14 protein-coding genes are annotated in these 17223 nt (G+C 70.5%); 7 read left to right on the plus strand and 7 right to left on the minus strand.

Going from position 1 to position 17223, the window contains the following annotated elements; genetic code table 11:
• Nucleotides 1–78: 78 nt before the first annotated feature.
• On the minus strand, nucleotides 79–1122 hold the full coding sequence (locus ABT254_RS12145) for a rhamnogalacturonan acetylesterase (protein WP_351467381.1): 1044 nt from the start codon (nucleotides 1120–1122) through the stop codon (nucleotides 79–81).
• 207 nt (nucleotides 1123–1329) lie between these two features.
• Here ABT254_RS12145 and ABT254_RS12150 point away from each other — a divergent pair, with 207 nt between their 5' ends.
• Nucleotides 1330–3006: a rhamnogalacturonan lyase B N-terminal domain-containing protein gene (locus ABT254_RS12150; protein ID WP_351467384.1), complete on the plus strand. Its 1677-nt coding sequence runs from the start codon at nucleotides 1330–1332 to the stop codon at nucleotides 3004–3006.
• A gap of 2 nt (nucleotides 3007–3008) precedes the next feature.
• Here ABT254_RS12150 and ABT254_RS12155 read toward each other — a convergent pair whose 3' ends face one another.
• Both ABT254_RS12155 and ABT254_RS12160 read right to left on the minus strand, forming a co-directional pair.
• Nucleotides 3009–4421, minus strand: coding sequence for an RICIN domain-containing protein (locus ABT254_RS12155; protein WP_351467387.1), 1413 nt, complete (start codon nucleotides 4419–4421; stop codon nucleotides 3009–3011).
• Nucleotides 4418–5521, minus strand: coding sequence for a glycoside hydrolase family 43 protein (locus ABT254_RS12160; protein WP_351467390.1), 1104 nt, complete (start codon nucleotides 5519–5521; stop codon nucleotides 4418–4420). The genes ABT254_RS12155 and ABT254_RS12160 overlap by 4 nt, the downstream gene beginning before the upstream one ends.
• Before the next feature lie 187 nt (nucleotides 5522–5708).
• Here ABT254_RS12160 and ABT254_RS12165 point away from each other — a divergent pair, with 187 nt between their 5' ends.
• Both ABT254_RS12165 and mmuM read left to right on the plus strand, forming a co-directional pair.
• Nucleotides 5709–7808 carry an autotransporter gene (locus ABT254_RS12165; protein ID WP_351467392.1) on the plus strand — a complete coding sequence of 700 codons (2100 nt, stop codon included), beginning with the start codon at nucleotides 5709–5711 and terminating at the stop codon, nucleotides 7806–7808.
• A 120-nt stretch (nucleotides 7809–7928) separates the two neighbouring features.
• Complete coding sequence (mmuM, locus tag ABT254_RS12170) at nucleotides 7929–8852, plus strand: homocysteine S-methyltransferase (protein WP_351467395.1); 924 nt, start codon at nucleotides 7929–7931, stop codon at nucleotides 8850–8852.
• A gap of 131 nt (nucleotides 8853–8983) precedes the next feature.
• On the opposite strand, the gene ABT254_RS12175 is transcribed toward mmuM, so the two are convergent.
• Nucleotides 8984–10570 (minus strand): carboxylesterase/lipase family protein, encoded by a 1587-nt coding sequence (locus ABT254_RS12175; RefSeq protein WP_351467398.1) that lies wholly within the window; start codon nucleotides 10568–10570, stop codon nucleotides 8984–8986.
• Nucleotides 10571–10929: 359 nt separating this feature from the next.
• Here ABT254_RS12175 and ABT254_RS12180 point away from each other — a divergent pair, with 359 nt between their 5' ends.
• The 3 genes from ABT254_RS12180 to ABT254_RS12190 all read left to right on the plus strand — a co-directional run bounded on the left by ABT254_RS12180 (nucleotide 10930) and on the right by ABT254_RS12190 (nucleotide 13246).
• Nucleotides 10930–11970 carry a LacI family DNA-binding transcriptional regulator gene (locus ABT254_RS12180; protein ID WP_351467401.1) on the plus strand — a complete coding sequence of 347 codons (1041 nt, stop codon included), beginning with the start codon at nucleotides 10930–10932 and terminating at the stop codon, nucleotides 11968–11970.
• Nucleotides 11971–12158: 188 nt separating this feature from the next.
• The gene (locus ABT254_RS12185; protein ID WP_351467403.1) at nucleotides 12159–12791 is read left to right on the plus strand and encodes a VOC family protein; all 633 of its coding nucleotides are present in this window, start codon (nucleotides 12159–12161) and stop codon (nucleotides 12789–12791) included.
• A 53-nt stretch (nucleotides 12792–12844) separates the two neighbouring features.
• The gene (locus ABT254_RS12190) at nucleotides 12845–13246 is read left to right on the plus strand and encodes a VOC family protein (RefSeq protein WP_351467406.1); all 402 of its coding nucleotides are present in this window, start codon (nucleotides 12845–12847) and stop codon (nucleotides 13244–13246) included.
• Here ABT254_RS12190 and ABT254_RS12195 read toward each other — a convergent pair.
• Together ABT254_RS12195 and ABT254_RS12200 are read right to left on the minus strand one after the other, a co-directional pair.
• Nucleotides 13229–13915, minus strand: a complete 687-nt coding sequence (locus tag ABT254_RS12195; RefSeq protein ID WP_351467409.1) for a helix-turn-helix domain-containing protein — start codon at nucleotides 13913–13915, stop codon at nucleotides 13229–13231. The genes ABT254_RS12190 and ABT254_RS12195 overlap by 18 nt on opposite strands.
• Before the next feature lie 43 nt (nucleotides 13916–13958).
• Nucleotides 13959–14933: an AraC family transcriptional regulator gene (locus ABT254_RS12200; protein ID WP_351467412.1), complete on the minus strand. Its 975-nt coding sequence runs from the start codon at nucleotides 14931–14933 to the stop codon at nucleotides 13959–13961.
• A gap of 80 nt (nucleotides 14934–15013) precedes the next feature.
• On the opposite strand from ABT254_RS12200, the gene ABT254_RS12205 reads away from it, so the two are divergent.
• A complete protein-coding gene (locus tag ABT254_RS12205) occupies nucleotides 15014–15856 on the plus strand; it encodes an NmrA family NAD(P)-binding protein (RefSeq protein ID WP_351467415.1) in 843 nt (280 codons plus the stop codon).
• A gap of 30 nt (nucleotides 15857–15886) precedes the next feature.
• On the opposite strand, the gene ABT254_RS12210 is transcribed toward ABT254_RS12205, so the two are convergent.
• On the minus strand, nucleotides 15887–17032 hold the full coding sequence (locus ABT254_RS12210; protein WP_351467418.1) for a YihY/virulence factor BrkB family protein: 1146 nt from the start codon (nucleotides 17030–17032) through the stop codon (nucleotides 15887–15889).
• Between the last annotated feature and the right edge of the window lie 191 nt (nucleotides 17033–17223).

Genomic DNA, 17223 nt, shown 5'->3' on the forward strand with positions numbered 1-17223 from the left:
GTTCTCTCTCAGGAGCTGCGGCGACGGACGAAGGGGGGACCTGGGGCGCCCCGGTTCCGGTCGAGACGCCCCAGGAGTTCATCGCACCCGCACCAGACCCTCCGGGACCAGATGCTGGGCGACAAGTGCGTCGCGGACAAGTCCCGCGTACACCGTGGCGCCGTGGACGGAGGTGTGGGTGTTGTCCTTCTTCTCGTTGTACAGATAGATCGCCTTGGAGCCCTCGACGCCCAGGGACTCCACCAGCGCCTTCGTCCCGGCCGTCAGGTCGACGAGTGGCACGTGCTGCGCCGCGGCGACCGAGCGGATGACAGCAGGATGGTCCACTCCGAGGCCGTTGACCAGCAGTGCGGTGTTGTTGTTCAAAGTGCCGTCCGCATTGAACCAGCGCCGCACGACGGGGGTCACGAGCACCGGTTCGCCGCCCTTCTCCCGTACACCTGCCACCAGTGTCTCCAAGTTGGCCCGGTACGTCGCCTCGTCCGTGGTCTTGTCATTGTGGGCGAGCTGGATCAGGACCAGGTCGCCGGGGCGGATCAGCGGCTGGACGGTGGCCCACAGCTGCGGGTTCCTCAGATACGTCACCGTACTCTCGCCGGAATCCGCGTAGTTGGCGACGGACAGGCCCCGGCGGAGGTACTGCGGCAGCTGCTGGCCCCAGCCGGAGTACGGGGCGGCGGGCTGGTCGCAGACCGTGGAGTCGCCGACCAGGAGGATCTGGTGGGTGTGCCGGGCGGGTGTGACGCTGATGCCGGCGAGCGCGGGGGCCGAGCCGCCGACCGCCAGATCCAGACCGGGAGTTCCGTCCGGTCCCGTCGGCTCGCCCTCCGGTGTGCGCACGTTCACCGTGAAGCTGCGGGCGACGCGTTCACCGGCCGCCGCGGCCGTCTCGGGGAGCAGGGAGCGCCGGGTCTCGCCGCTGATGCTCGTGCTGGACGCGGCCGCGCCGCCGAGGAGGACCTTCACGTCGTACGTGCCGGGCGGTACGGCGAAGTGGCAGGCGCCGGCGGTGCAGTTCTCGATGCCGAGGGGGCGGGGCTTGTCGTCGGCCTGGGCCGGTGCGGCCGTCAGCCCGGCGCTCAGCGTCAGCGCCGCCAGCAGGGCGAGCTTGAAACGTCTCATTCGCGTGTCCCTCCGAGGAAACGACCGGACGACAAGGTCTGGCGGCTGGGACCGTACCCCTCCCAACAAGCGCTTTCTAGCTATCCGACCAATTTCACAAGATTGCCAACCTCGCGTCCGTGAAAGCCCTTTCGCGAAATCGATTCAGCTGTCACCCTCACAACCACTCGCTCCACCCCCACACCGCTTCCGGAGGAGGCACCCCCCATGTCCGAAACCGCGAACAGACCGGTCGGCCGCCGTACCTTCGTCCTCGGTTCCGCCGCTGCCGCCGGGACGGCCGCCCTCGCCGGGCCGCTCGCCTCCACGGCCTCGGCCGCGAGCTTCGGCTACTCCGACGACGGGTCGAACTACGTCGTCGACACCGGCGCGAGCCTGGTCTTCAAGGTCAGCAAGACCAACGGCGACCTGACCTCGCTGGTCTACAAGGGCACCGAGTACCAGGGCTACGGAGGCAAGAACTCCCACATCGAGTCCGGTCTCGGCACCTCCACGGTGACGATCAAGCAGTCCGGTTCGACGATCCTGATCTCCGTCGCCCACGGCACCCTCAAGCACTACTACGCGGCCCGCAGCGGCGAGAACAACGTCTACCTGTGGACCAACAAGGCCGACGACTCGGTCAGCGCCACGCGCTACATCGTGCGCGTCAAGGCGGGCATGTTCCTCAACGACGAGCCCGACTCGTACACGTACGCGCCCACCACCGTCGAGGCCTCGGACGTGTTCGAGAAGTCCGACGGCCAGACCCGCTCCAAGCACTACTCGAAGCTCCGCGTCATCGACTACGACTACATCGGCTGGTCCACGGGGAGCGTCGGTCTGTACGTGGTCCGCTCCAACCACGAGAAGGCCTCCGGAGGCCCCTTCTACCGCTCCCTGCTGCGCCACCAGAGCGCCGACGGCGGCGGCCTGTACGAGATCCTCTACTACGGCGAGAACCAGACGGAGGCCCAGCGCTTCGGCCTCCAGGGCCCGTACGTCATCGCCTTCACGGACGGCGGCGCGCCCTCCTCGGCGCTGTACCACGCGAACCTCACCACCTCCTGGGCCGACTCGCTCGGCATCTCCGGGTACGTCGCGGCGAGCGGACGCGGCAGGGTCGCCGGCGTCGGGATCACCGGGCGGAACACGGCGTTCCCGTACACCGTCGGGCTCGCCGGCCCGGCCGCGCAGTACTGGGGTCCGGCCCGCTCCTCGGACGGCTACTTCTCCATACCGGGGGTGCTGCCGGGGACGTACACCCTGACCGTCTTCAAGGGTGAACTGGCCGTCCACACCGGCTCGGTGACCGTCACCGCCGGCGGGACGACGACCCTCAACACCATCGCGATCCCCTCCTCCAACGACCCGGGCAACGCGAGCGCGATCTGGCGGATCGGGGACTGGAACGGCTCGCCGAGCGGGTTCAAGAACGCGGACCTGATGACGTACGCACACCCGTCCGACAGCCGGGCCGCGTCCTGGACCGGCAACGTCGTCATCGGCAGCGGGACGGAGACCTCGGCCTTCCCCTGCTACCTCTGGAAGGACGTCAACAGCGGCATCCTCGTCTATTTCAGGCTGACGGCCGCGCAGGCCGCCGCCGCGCACACCCTGCGCATCGGTGTGACGACGGCCTACGCCAACGGACGGCCGCAGATCAGCGTCAACGACTGGACGTCGTCGATCCCCTCGCCGCCCGGCCAGCCGAGCACCCGGTCGCTGACCGTGGGCTCGTACCGGGGCAACAACCACACGTTCACCTACAGCGTTCCGGCGAGTGCCTGGCTCACCGACACCAGCCGGTACAACGTGCTGAAGATCAACGTGGTGAGCGGCTCGGGGACGACGTCCTTCCTCAGTGCGGGTACGTCGATCGACGCGATCGATCTCCTGATCTGACGTCAGGTTCCGCGCGTCCACTGCTGGTTGGTGCCTCCGTTGCAGGTGTAGGTGATGATCGCGGCGGAGTTGGCGGTGGACGCGCCGGACACGTCCAGGCACTCGCCGCTCGCGCGGGACGTGATGTTGGCGTAGGAGCCGGAGGTGGTCAGTGACCACTGCTGGGTGGTGGCCGAGCTGCTGCAGTTCTCCTGGGTGACGGTGCTCGCGTTCTCCTGCACGCACAGGGAGCTGTTCCTGACCACCAGCTGGTAGTAGCCGCTGCCGAGGGACTTGAACCAGTACTTCTGGTTGGTGCCGCCGTTGCAGTCGTACTGCTTGACCTGGGCGCCCTGCCACAGCGACTGGTTGGTCACGTCGGCGCACCTGCCGCTGTGCCGTGCGATCAGCGTGTTGTACGTGGCGCTGGTGCCGGTGACGGTCCCGGCGGCAGTGTCGACGGTGAGCTCCGGGGACCAGGACATGGACATCGAGGTGGAGCTCGGGAAGGTCAGCGGCAGCCAGACGTACCGGGAGTCGTTGACCGTGCCGCCGAAGGAGTTGCCCCAGCGGTCGCCCATGTAGAGGTACGAGGTGCCCGAAGTCCCCTGGACGGGAAGGACGTACGCGGTCTGCGAGCCGTAGGCGGTGGAGTCGCCGACGTTCGTCATCGCGGTCCACGGGCCGGAGAGGCTGGTCGCGGTGGCGTACTGCTGCTGGTTGGGGCTCCAGCCGGTGGCGCCCGACGTCAGCATGAAGTAGACACCGCCCCGCTTGAACAGGGCCGGGGCCTCGCGGTGGCCGCCCGGCCACGGGTTGGCGACCAGGGAGGCGATGCCGGTGTAGTCGGCGGTGAGCTCGTAGATGTGCAGGTCGTAGTTCTCGTTGGCGGCCGAGACCATGTAGGCCGTGCCGTCGGTGTCGACGAACGTGGTGATGTCCCGGGACATGTACTGGCCGAGCGGCTGGAAGCTGCCCTGGTAGGTGTAGTTCCCGTCGACGGTGTCGGAGACGGCGACGGCGGCGCGGGCCTGGCTGTAGTCGACGCCGTTCTCCTTGTGCATCCACATCACGAACTTGCCGGTGGCGGCGTTGTAGATGACCTTCGGGCGCTCGATGTAGGCGGTGCCGAGCTCGGTGGCGGACGACTGGGTCAGGACGTGGTTCCGGAACTCCCAGTTCTTCAGGTCGGTGGAGCGGTAGGCGTCCACGTACCTGAAGGTGTTGTCGCTGTTGCGGTCCTCGCCGAACCAGTAGTAGTAGGAGCCGACCTTGATGACGCCGCCGCCGTGGGCGTGGACCGGGTTGCCCGAAGTGTCGGTGAACTGGACGCCGTTGGGGACGGTCTGGGCGGCGGCCTGCGCGGGGCCGGCGGTCGCGAGGGCGCCGAACAGGGACAGGCAGAGGGCGAGCAGTACCGCGTACGCACGTCTCATCTCACGCCGTCCTTACCGGAGTCGGCCGCCGAGCCGGCGACCGTGTCGGCCACGGGCACACCGAAGTGGGGGGTGCCGTCCTGGTTCCAGCCCAGCTTCTGGATCCGCGTGTGGCGGTTGGGGTCGTTCAGGGGGTCGCCGGTGATCTCCTTGTACTGGCGGGCGTGGTAGACGAGGACGTCGCTGCGGCCGTCCTCGGCGACCGTGAAGCAGTTGTGGCCGGGGCCGTACTGCTTGGTGGTGTCGTTGCTGGTGAAGACGGGGACCTGCGACTTGGACCAGTTGGCGGGGTTCATCAGGTCGGCGTTCGCGTCGACGGTCAGCAGGCCCATGCAGTAGTGGTAGTCGGTGGCGCTGGCCGAGTAGGAGAGGAAGAGACGGCCACCCCGGGCGAGGACCGCCGGGCCCTCGTTGACCTTGTAGCCGACGGTCTCCCAGTCGTACTCCGGGGTGGAGAGCCGAACTTGAGGTCCCGTCAGGGTCCAGGGGTTCGCCATCCTCGACAGCCACAGGGCGGTGTTGTTGTCCATGCCGGGCTCGTGCTGGGCCCAGACGAGATAGCGGGTGCCGCGGTGGCTGAAGGTGGTGGCGTCCAGGGAGAAGGTCTCCCAGGCGGTCTTCACCTGACCCTTCTCCACCCAGGTCCCCTTGAAGGGGTCGGGGCTCGCGTTCTCCAGGACCCAGATGCGGATGTCCCAGACGCTCTCGGCGGGCGCGGAGGCGAAGTAGATGTACCACTTGCCGCCGATGCGGTGGATCTCCGGCGCCCAGATGTGCGCGCCCATGACCCCTGTGGCGTGCTTGGTCCATATGACGGACTCGGGGGCGGTCGCAAGGCCGTTCAGGGTGCGGGAGCGGCGCAGGATGATGCGGTCGTACTCGGGGACGGTGGCCGTGAAGTAGTAGTGGCCGTCGGCGTGGCGGTGGATGTACGGGTCGGCGCGCTGACGGACGAGGGGGTTCACGAACGGGGCCGCCTTCGCTGTCGGCGCGGCGGTGGCCACGGCGGGGGTGGCCGCCAGGGCGCCCGCGGCGAGGGCGGCTCCCTTCAGCATCAGGCGACGGCTGGGGACTTGGGGCAGGTCGTTGTTGCGGCTCATGCGGCTGCCTCTCATGGGGGGCGTTCGAGGTAGCGAACAACATCTGTCATTACGAACGCCGAAAAGGTAAGGGTGTGGAACGGGGAGGTCAACGGGTCTGACGGGACCGGCAGACAGCGCTTTCCAAATTTCCGCCCGTTCGGCGGTTTTTCTGTTATCGGCGGCTCTCCCGGCCGTCTCCTCTGACGTGCGCAGCCATACCCCCCACCAGACAGCAGCCTTCGCCGGAGCCCTCGCGGCCGTCGCCGCCCTGCTCTCCACCGCTCCCCCCGCAGCAGCAGCCGGTGCCCGTGATGTCACCGCCGAGGTGCTCGCCGACCGGGACGTGACGCTCACCGGTGACACCGTGGTCACCGTGCCGTCCGGGACGACCAAGTACGACGGGGTGTTCCGCGGCGAGGGCACGCTCACGGTGCGCGGCGGCGGAACGCTGGTCCTCACCAAGGACAGCGACTTCACGCTCCCCCGGTCCCGTCAGCGGCAGGTCGTGAGGACGCGGGGCGGCAACCACCCGTACGTCACCACGGCCGACGCCGACCCGCCCGCGATCACCGTCGAGCGGGGCGCGACCCTGCAGTACGGCGACGGCGGGACGACCGGGCTGATCGGGCACTTCCCGTACAACACCCCGGCGTTCCGGCTCAACCAGGACAACATCCGGGTCGACGGCACGCTGCGGCTGTCGCTGACGAGCGCCTACAACCTGGGCACGATCAGCGGCTCGGGCCTGATCACCCAGCCGCGCTTCCTGTGGGGCAGCTGGTCCCTGTCGGGCACCCACTCCTTCTCGGGGGTGATCGACAACGGCACGCAGCTCAGCGCCGGCGCGCCGGAGTTCGCCACGTCGCTGCCGAACGTGCGCAAGGTCCTCAACCAGGGCACCTGGACCGTGGACACGCCTCTCAATCAGACCGTCACCATGGGCATGGACTTCTACCAGCGCGAGTACGGCAGTGACATCAACGTCCAGTCACGGCCCGGCAGCAAGGTGATTCTGACCGGCCAGTACAGCTGGTCGAACCAGGGCGGCGACACCGACCCCTCACTCAGCGACCCGTCCCTGAACTGGACGCCCGCGCACAAGAACGTCAACAAGCGCGGCACCAACATCAAGGGCGCGAACGTCCAGTGGGGCGACGGCACGACCCACAAGATCTTCATGCCGGGCACGGCAGAGACCGTTTACATCAACTTGCTTGCGGCGCGCTCCCGTTCGCTGCTCACGTTCGACTACGACGGGCCGGTGACACTGGGCGCTCCCATCGGCGGCGGCAGGTTCCACGACACGCTGGCCGCGCCCGGCGCCGGGGACATCGTCATCAAGGGGACGAAGGGCAACGATGTGACCTTCGCCGCCGTCCAGTACTACAACGGCTCGACGACGGTCGAGAAGGGCGCGGTACTGCGACTGGGCAGCGGCAGGCCGGGAGGGGACGGCGGCCTCTACACCAAGGGTGACCTCTACAAGGTGGTCGACAACGGCTCGCTGGTGCTGAACAACACGGGCAAGTCCCTGGCGCTGTCCCGGATCGGCGGCAGCGGATCTCTGACACAGACCGGGACCGCCACGGCCACCCTGACGGGAAGCCAGGTGACGTACACCGGCACGACGACGGTCGAGAAGGGCACCCTGGCACTGCGCTCCGGCGCGACCCTCGTCCACAGCAAGGCGATCAGACTCGACTCGACGGGCTCGCGGCTCGACCCCGGGCCGTCCGGACTGCGCGTGGCCACCACGCTGAGCGGCAAGGGCACCGTGAAGGGGGCCGTGACCAACGACGGTGTCGTGGCGGGCGGGGTCACGGTCTCCGGGAGCTACGCACAGAGCGCGAAGGGCGAACTGGTCCTGGGCGCCGCGCCGTTGAAGGTGACGGGATCATCGGTCCGACTGGCCGGAGACCTCGACCTGTCGGCCGCCGGGACGAAACCGGCGCCTGCGATCACCGTCATCGAGCACTCGGGGAGGTCGAGGACCACCGGCGCCTTCAAGGGGTTCAAGGAAGGCACACGGCTGAAGCTCGCCGACACCACGTACCGGATCAGTTACCACGGCGGCGACGGCAATGACGTCACCCTGACCGCGGCCACCGGGAGCCACTCCCCGACCGCCGCCCGCCCGGACAGGGCATCCTCCGGCGCGGCGGCGGCGGGCGGCACCGCGGACAGCGGCCTTGGTTGGTGGCCGTACGTGCTGGCGGCGGGGCTGCTCGTCGGGCTCGTGGTGCCGGCGGTCAGGCGCGGGCGCGGTGGCGGGCGGAGGGGCGGACGGCATGCGGCGCACGGTTAGGCCGACGCCTCACCGCTTCACACGGTTCGTGACCGCAACCCGGCGTCCCACATGCTGGGCGACCTGTTCACGTGATGGACATGGACGGTCGTCGCCGGCCTCTTCGGCTAGCGTCTTCACATGACCAGCGACACCCCTCCCTCCCTCGCCGAGGCCCTCGCCGCCACCACCGTGGTGCTCGACGGCGGTATGTCCAACCAGCTCGAGTCCGCCGGGCACGACCTGAGCGACGAACTGTGGTCGGCGCGGCTGCTCGCCGAGCGGCCCGAGGCGATCACCGAGGCGCACCTCGCGTACTTCGAGGCGGGTGCGGACGTGGCGATCACGTCGAGCTACCAGGCCACGTTCGAGGGGTTCGCGAAGCGCGGGATCGGGCACGAGAAGGCGGCCGAACTGCTCTCCCTGAGCGTGGAGTTGGCGCGCGAGGCGGCACGGCGGGCGCAGGCCGAGGGGGTCACGCGGCCGCTGTGGGTGGCCGCGTCCGTGGGCCCGTACGGGGCGATGCTCGCGGACGGCTCCGAGTACCGGGGGCGGTACGGGCTGAGCGTCGACGAGCTGGAGCGCTTCCACCGGCCCCGGCTGGAGGTGCTGGCCGCCGCCCGTCCCGACGTGCTGGCGCTGGAGACGGTGCCGGATTCCGACGAGGCGACGGCGCTGCTGCGGGCGGTGCGCGGACTTGGCGTCCCCGCCTGGCTTTCGTACACGGTGGACGGTGATCGCACCCGTGCGGGGCAGTCGCTGGAGGAAGCCTTCGGCCTCGCCGCCGACGTGGACGAAGTGATCGCCGTCGGCGTCAATTGCTGTGCGCCGGAGGATGTCGACGGTGCGGTGCTGACTGCCGTCCGGGTCACTGGCAAACCGGTCGTCGTCTACCCCAACAGTGGTGAGGCCTGGGATGCGGAGGGTCGCACCTGGGCGGGGCGGTCTTCCTTCGCCGCCGAGCAGGTTTCGGGGTGGCGGGGCGCCGGGGCGCGGCTGATCGGCGGGTGCTGCCGGGTGGGGCCGCAGGCCATCGCGGGGATTGCCGGGGCGCTGGGTCGCTGAAGCGTTCGCCTTTTCGCCGTAGCGGGTTCTGTTGCCTCGCGACTACGGATTGTTCGTGGTCGCTCGCGCCCGCGCGGCGGAGCCGCATATCGACGCTGTCCCGCGCCCCTTCGGGGGCGCAAGCCCGGTGGTCACTGTCTGCGGACCGAGCCGGGCAGCCGCAGCCGGCGTACGACGGAGCGCAGCTCCGTGCTGCGCGTGGACGTACCGTCGACCGGGACCGAGGCGGGAGTGGAGGACGGAGTCCTGAGCGCGTCGGCGGTCCACAGGGCGATCTCGGCGTCCCGCGGCCCGTGGACGGTGCGGGGCTCGCCCGCGTCGAAGATCCGCACCGGATGCGTGGCGTCCCAGGGCTCCCAGCCGGGTTTCCCGTCGGCCGCGAACCGCACCCACGCCGCGTGCATGGTGTCGGCCAGCTCCTGGGGCGCGCCCTCACCTGCCAGTTTGCGCGATTCCGGGACATCGCCGGTGTCGAAGACGAAGCCGAGCTCCAGGGCGTGGCAGGCGCCGAGGTCGGGGAGGTTGGAGGGCCAGGCGAACTCGTACACGTACGAGGTGCTGGGGCGGGCGTCGGCCAGGCGGTGCAGCGGGAGGCGCAACAGATGGTCGGTGACCATCTGGCCGACGATCTCGGCGGTGCCCGCCTCGGGGTGCAGGGTGCGATAGCCGCGGGGCACCTCGGTGTTGCAGTGGCAGCGGGCCATGGCGCCGGCGAGGGCGACCGCGCCCAGGTGATCGACGCGTTCCAGGAGGCCGCCGGGGACGAGCCAGAGCCGGTACTCGTCGCTGGTCCAGCCCATCATCAGGTCGACGCCCCGCGCCGCGTCGCCGTCGACGAGCGCCTCCAGCGGATCGCGCGGCACCAGATCGCCGTCGACGACGATCCCGAAGGAGGGGCCGCCGAGCACTGGGCTGCTGAGTTTGCCCACGTCGGCCTGGGTGCGCAGGAGCAGATCGCGGTCGACGTCGGCGAAGGCCGCGGCGGTGGCGGGGATCTTCAGGCGGGTGGCCATGCGGCGCACCATGCGCCGTACCTTGTCCCGCTCGAACGCCTCGGGCGGCCCGCTCTGCAGGACCGCCCGCCGTACCAGCCCCTGCGCCTGCGGGGCGGCCAGCAGGGCGCCGATGCTGATCGCCCCCGCGGACTGCCCGGCGACGGTGATCCGGCCGGGGTCTCCGCCGAAGGCCCCGATCGACTCGTGCACCCATTGCAGAGCGGCGAGCTGGTCGCGCAGACCGGGGTTGGCGGGAGCGTCCGGGAACAGTCCGTAGCCCTCGACGCCCAGCCGGTAGTTGATCGAGACCAGGACGACACCGTCCCGGGCGAAGTTCCGCCCGTCGTACACCGGCACCGCGGAGGATCCCCTGGTCAGGGCGCCGCCGTGCAGCCACACGAGAACGGGGAGCCGGGCCCCGGGGCCCGGCTCAGGCGTCCACACGTTCAGATTGAGACAGTCGTCACCGGGGACGACCGGGTCGGACAGGTACTTCTCGAAGGCCTCGGAGTACGGCGGCTTCGGCGGCGTCGGCCCGAACGCGCCGGCGTCGCGCACACCGTCCCAGGGTTCGGGCGGCACGGGCGGACGGAACCTGCGGGGGCCGAAGGGGGGTGCGGCGTACGGGATGCCCCGGAACACCGCGACGCCGTGCTCGTACCGGCCGCGTACGGCCCCGTACGGTGTGTTCACCACCGGGTCTGCCTGGACTGTTGCCGTCATACGACCATCAGCCTCCTCACCGCGCCCCTGCACCGGTAACAACAGAGCACCACAGATCGCTCCGGTATTCCGGTGCAGAGCGCGATTCACCGGCTACTTGGCGTACATCAGGATGCCGAACCCGAGCCGGCCGTAGCCGCCGCTGGTGGAGCCGTAGTCACCTCCGCCTTTCGGGGGCGACGAGGTCGTGGTACATGGCCGCCACGTTCGAAGTTTCGAAAGTCTGAAACCGCGTAGACCTGAGAAGTCCGGCCTCTTCCCGACGTGATCTGGTGAATCTAATGTGGGGAAGCGCTTACTGCTTCTGTGGTGGTCGAAACTTTTCATGGCCCTCGGGCGGGCCGGAGAGGTGGTTCCCGATGGTCCGCACGGGGAGTGCGAGCGTGGCGGCCGGGCCGACGCTGGCGGTCGTGGCCCGCGAGGCGGGGGTCTCCGTGCCGACCGCGTCCAAGGTGGTCAACGGCCGGGAGGACGTGGCCCCGGAGACGCGCCGCCGCGTCACGGAGGCCCTGGACCGGCTCGGCTACGTCCGCAGACCCCGGTTCGACGCGGCGAAGGTGCCGGGGCTGGTCGACCTGGTCGTGCACTCGCTGGACAGTTCCTGGTCGGGGGCGGTGCTCCACGGTGTGGAGGCGGCGGCGCACGACGCGGGTCTCGAGGTGGTCGTCTCGGCAGGACTCACCCGCACCCGTGGCGGACGCCCGGAGCGCGGCTGGCTCGACAAGCTCATCGCGCGCGGTTCGTCCGGGGTGCTGTTCAACCTGGCCGAGCTGACGCCCTCGCAGTACGCCTGGCTGGCCACGCACCGCATCCCGTACGTACTGATCGACCCGGTCCTCGAACCCCCTCCGGGCGTGGTGTCGGTGGGCGCGGCGAACTGGCAGGGCGGGGTCACCGCGACCGAGCACCTGCTCTCCCTCGGCCACGAACGCATCGCCGTCATCGCCGGCCACCAGCGCAAGATGTGCAGCAGCGCCCGGGTCGCCGGGTACCGCTCGGCGCTCGCGTCGGCGGGGGTGCGGCACCGGCCGGAGTACGTCCGCCACGCCGGTTTCGACGAGAGCGTCGCACACCGCCGCATGCTGGACCTCCTGGACCTGCCCGAGCCACCGACGGCGGTGTTCGTCTGCTCCGACCACATGGCCCTGGGGGTGTACCGGGCCCTGGCCGTACGGGGGTTGCGGGTGCCGGACGACATGAGTGTGGTGGGCTTCGACGACCTGCCCGAGTCGCGGTGGGTCGCTCCCGCGCTGACGACGATCCGGCAGCCGCTGGCGGAGATGGCGGGGGCCGCGTTGCACTTGCTTGTGCGGATGATGGCGGGGGATCGCCTGGAGGGGACGCGTACGGAGTTGTCGACTCGGCTGGTGGAGCGTTCCAGCACGGGACGCCCGCGCTGAGCGCAAGCCGGGAGTGCCGCTGTACGTCGTTCGTCTGCGGCTGCGTCGTGGCTGGTCGCGCCCGAGCGGCGGTAGCCGCACATCGACGCAGCCGCGCGCCCCTTCAGGGCGCCGCCGCACCCCCTGCTGCATCAGTTCCGCCGCACAGGCGTTCCATTGTGGTGGCCCTCTGCGTAGCCTCGGCCGGCATGAACGCCATTCCCGTGCATCTGGACCATCTGGTTCTCGCGACCCCCGAACTCGCGGCGACCGTGGCCGACTTCGCTCGGCTCACCGGTGTGACGCCTGCACCCGGTGGTGCGCATGTGGGGTTCGGTACTCGCAATTACCTGGTCTCACTGGGCGGTTCCAGCTATCTGGAGATCATCGGGCCCGACCCGGAACAGTCCGGGCCGGAGGGCCCCCGCCCGTTCGACGTCGACCAGCTGGCCTCCGCGCGGACGGTGACCTGGGCGATCAGTCCGCCGGACCTGGACACGGCGGTCGCGGCGGCGCGGGCGCGGGGATACGACCCCGGTCCGGTGCGCCCGATGAGCCGCCGTCGGCCGGACGGGACGCTGCTGGAATGGCGCCTGACCGACGGCGACACCGCGCATCCGTCCGGTCTCGTTCCCTTCCTGATCGACTGGGGGTCCTCGGCGCACCCGACATCGGCGGCTCTGCCCGTCACTCCCCTGCTCCGGCTGTCGGCCACCGCCCCGGACCCGGACGAGATACGCCCGCTGCTGTCCGCCGTCGGAGCCGAGCTGGCCGTGTCCGAGGGGCCGGTGGGTCTCTCGTTCACGGTGGACACGCCTCGCGGGCCGGTGACCTTCGGCTGAGGGTGTCCGATTCCTTCAAGACCGGCCGCGGGGGCGCTGCCTACGGTGACGGCATGACTCCACGATTCGCCGTGGTCGGCCTGGTCGTCTCCGACATGGCCGCCTCGCTCGCCTTCTACCGTCGCCTCGGGCTCGTCTTCCCCGAGGGCTCCGAGGACCAGCCGCACGTCGAGACCGAGCTGCCCGGCGGGCTGACGCTCGCCCTGGATCCCGAGGAGACCGTCCGTTCCTTCCACCCCGCGTATCAGCCACCGGCCGGCGGCGGCCGGATTTCGCTCGCCTTCAACTGCGGGTCGCCCGCCGAGGTCGACTCCGTCTACGAGGACCTCGTGGGCGCCGGGTACCACGGCGAACTCAAGCCGTGGGACGCCTTCTGGGGGATGCGGTACGCGGTGGTGCACGACCCTGACGGCAACGGCGTCGACCTGTTCGCGCAGCTACCCGCGGCCGAGTAGCTGCCCGAGCCGCAGCCCCGCAAGCTCCTTGACGTCCCGAGCCAGATGGGCCTGGTCGGCGAACCCGGCCCGGGCCGCCGTCTCCGCGAACGGCACCCCTTCCCGTGCCAGCCTCAGGGCCCGCTGCAGCCTCAGCACACGGGCCAGCGTCTTGGGGCCGTAGCCGAAGGCCGCCAGGGAGCGGCGGTGCAACTGGCGGGCGCCCAGGCCGAGTTCGTCGGCGGTGGCGGCGACGGGGCGGCCCTCGCCGAGGGCGGTCACGAGGTGCCGTAGCAGCGGGTCGGGGGGTTCGGTGTCGGCGGCCAGGCGCAGCGCGAGTTCCTCCAGGCCGCTTGCCGGTTCGGCGGCCGCGTTCACGCGGGCGGTGAGGCGGCGGACCTCGGCGGCCGGCCGCAGTTCGCTGAGCGCCACCCGGCGGTCGCGCAGCTCGTGTGCGGGCACACCCAGCAGGGCGGGCGCGGTGCCGGGGTAGAAGCGGACGCCCACCCACACTCCGGGCTCACCCGCGGTGACGTAGGCACGCGTGTCCGGCCCCGCGACCAGCAGCCTGCCCCGGTGCCACAGCAGGTCCATGCAGCCGTCGGGCAGCACACGGCCGGCTCCCGCCCCGGACGGGGTGTTGGTCCACACGACGGCCCCGGTCAGCCGGGACGCCCTCTCCGCGTACACCCACGGAAGGCTACGCCGTCCGCGTCCGACGTTCCTGCGGGGACTACGCCGTCCGCGTCCGATACTCCTGCGGGCTCACGCCGTACACCCGCTTGAAGGCGCTGGACAGTGCGAACGCGCTGCCGTAGCCGACCTGGCGGGCGATGGACTCCAGGGTGTCGTCGGTGTCGCGCAGGCGGTCGGCGGCCAGGGCCAGGCGGCGGCCGGTCAGGTACGTCATCGGGGCCTCGCCCACGAGGCCGGTGAAGCGGCGGGCGAGGGCGGCCCGGGAGACTCCCGACTTGGCCGCGAGCGAGGCCACCGTCCAGGGGTGGGCCGGATCGTCGTGGAGCAGGCGCACGACCCGCCCCACCACGGGGTCCGCCAGCGCCCGGTACCAGGCCGGTGCCGCCGCCTCCGGGCGGGCGAACCAGGCCCTGAGCGCCGCGATGACCAGCAGATCGAGGAGGCGGTCGAGGACAACCTCCTGGCCCGGCTCGTCCCGCACGATCTCCTCCATGAGGAGCGGGGTGAGCGGGCAGTCCCATACGTCGGGCGTGAGGGACAGCAGCGGCGGCAGGGCGTCCAGCAGGCGCCCGCCGACCTCGCCGTGCCAGAGATAGGTGCCGATCAGCATCACGGCCGACCCGTCGAGCCGGTCCCCCCAGGTGCGCACGCCGAGGTCCATGACGCCGTTGAGGGAACGCCCGTCGGGGTAGCGGCACTCGGCACCCGGCAGGATCAGGGCCTGCGGTTCGGTCTCGGGGTCGTCGGCGCAGGTGTACGGGTCCGGGCCGCGCGCGATGGCGAGGTCGCCGGGCCGCAGCAACACCCTCCCCCAGCCCTCGGCCGGGGGGACCCCCATCTCGCTTCGCTCGCCCGCGTCCGTCATGATCCACGCCTCGCCGCGGACCATCAGCATGACGCTGAGCGGGGCGCGGTCCTCGATCCGTACGCACCAGGGCGGTTCGAAACACGCCCGGATCATGAAGGCGCCCCGCGCGCGGGGTCCGTCGAGGAGACCTGCAAGGGGGTCCATGCCCTGAGCGTAGACGCCCGCACATGGGAATGAGCCGTTCGGCGATGGGGTCTTGGGGCGTACGGACCTTGACTGGAGGCATGGCTGAGAACGCAGCGAACACGCAGAACACGACGGTTGTGGTGACCGGTGCCTCGGGGCGCACCGGGAGCCGCGTGGCGCAGGCGGCGCGGGCGGCGGGGCTCGCGGTGCGGGCCGCCTCCCGCGCCCACGGTTTCGACTGGGAGGACCCGACGACCTGGGCGAAGACCCTGCGGGGCGCCGACGCGGCGTACCTCGTGCACCCGTCCGACGTCGGCGCCCCCGCGGCGACCGAGAGCGTCGGGGCGCTCGCCCGGGAGGCGGTCGGGCTCGGGGCGCGGCGGCTGGTGCTGCTGTCGGCGCGCGGCGAGCGGCAGGCCCTGGCGACCGAGGAGGCGCTGAAGGCTTCGGGTGCGGACTGGACGGTGGTACGGGCCGCATGGTTCGCGCAGAACTTCAGCGAGGGGCCGCTGGTGGAGGAGTTGCGCAGGGGGGAGCTGGTGTTTCCCGCCGGTGAGGTGCGGGAGCCGTTCGTCGATGTGCGGGACATCGCCGACGTGGTCGCTGTCGCTTTGACGGCCGGGGAGCGGTATGTCGGGCGGACGGTGGAGTTGACCGGGCCGCGGTTGCTGTCATTCCGTGAGGCGGTCTCGGAGATCTCCTCCGTGACCGGTACGACGGTTTCCTATACGCCGGTGCCTGCGCGGGCTTATGGCGAGGCGCTTACCGGGTTCGGCGTGCCGGCCGAGGAGGCGGAATTCCTGGTGGGGGTGTTCGAGGGGCTGCTTGATGGGCGCAACGCGTATCTCACGGACGGGGTCCGGCAGGTGTTGGGGCGGGCGCCCCGGGACTTCGGGGAATTTGTGAGGGAGGCTGCGGCGGCGGGAGTTTGGAAGGTTTAGCGGGGAGCGTCGACACAGCCCCGCGCCCCTTCAGGGCGCCTCCGAACCGTCGTGTTTGTGGTGCGGGTGGGTGCTCTTCACGTGCGTTCGCAGGCGGGACGTCACGTCCTCCGGTGGCAGGAAGCGGGACCAGCGTTCCGGGAACTCGGAGGGCATGTCGGGGTCGGTCGGGTCGGTTTCGTGGCCGGCGGCCGCGCGGGCCACGTGTTCGGCCAGCTGCACCTCGCGCAGCCGCTCGTTCGCGGCGCGGGCGGCGGCGGTCGCGGCGGCCGGCCAGACCCGGTCGATCGCGGCGTTGACCGCGGCCCCGACCAGGACGGCGAACGCGGACACGCCGATCCACAGCAGTACGGCGACGGGTGCGGCGAGCGAGCCGTAGATGGTGGGGCCCTCGACCGTGCTGGTCAGGTAGATGCGCAGCAGGAAGCTGCCCAGCACCCACATCGCGAGGGCGACCAGGGCGCCGGGCACGTCCTCGATCCACGGGGAGCGGACGGGCACGGACACGTGGTACAGCGTGGTCAGGAACGCGATCGACAGGACGATGACGACGGGCCAGTACAGGACCTGTACGACGGTCGTCGACCACGGCACGACGTTCACCACCGCGTCCGGCCCGGCCACCATCAGCGGCAGCGCGACCGAGCCGATCAGCAGGGCCACGATGAACAGCGCGAAGGACAGCAGGCGGGTCTTCACGATGCCGCGGACGCCGTCGAGGCCGTACATCACGGTGATCGTGTCGATGAAGACGTTCACCGCGCGGGAGCCCGACCACAGGGCGAACAGGAAGCCGATGGAGATGACGTCGGGCCGGCCGCCCTTCATGACGTCGTGCAGGATCGGCTGCGCGATCTCCGAGACGCCCTTGTCGGACAGGACGGTGCGGGACGCCTCCAGGATGTTGTTCTCCAGGCTCGCGATGGAGTGCGCGCCGGTCCAGTCGTCGACGTAGCCGAGCAGGCCGATCAGGCTCAGCAGCAGGGGCGGCACGGACAGCAGCGTGAAGAACGCGGCCTCGGCCGCGAGGCCCAGGATGCGGTACTCCATGCACGAGTTGACGGTGTCCTTGAGCAGCAGCCAGGCAGTCCTGCGCTTCGAGACGTTCCGATAGAGGGCACGCGCCCGGTGGAGACGCCCGGAGGGGCTCTGCGGCGGTTCACTTGCTGACTGCACGACCTAACGGTATCCGCCGCGGCCGAGTGCACTCATCCCCCGGCCCGGTGGCCGCCGGAGTGATACGACCCATTTTTCTGTCATGTTCGCGTTGGCCGGATTGTTCGGGGTCCATCCGGCCGCCCGTGTACACGGCACACGTCGTCGGCCACGGCATGTGAGGAGCGGGGTACGGGGAGGGCGGCACCCGT

Origin of the sequence: Streptomyces sp. NPDC001137, assembly GCF_040298885.1 — a bacterium.
Taxonomy (GTDB): Bacteria; Actinomycetota; Actinomycetes; order Streptomycetales; family Streptomycetaceae; genus Streptomyces.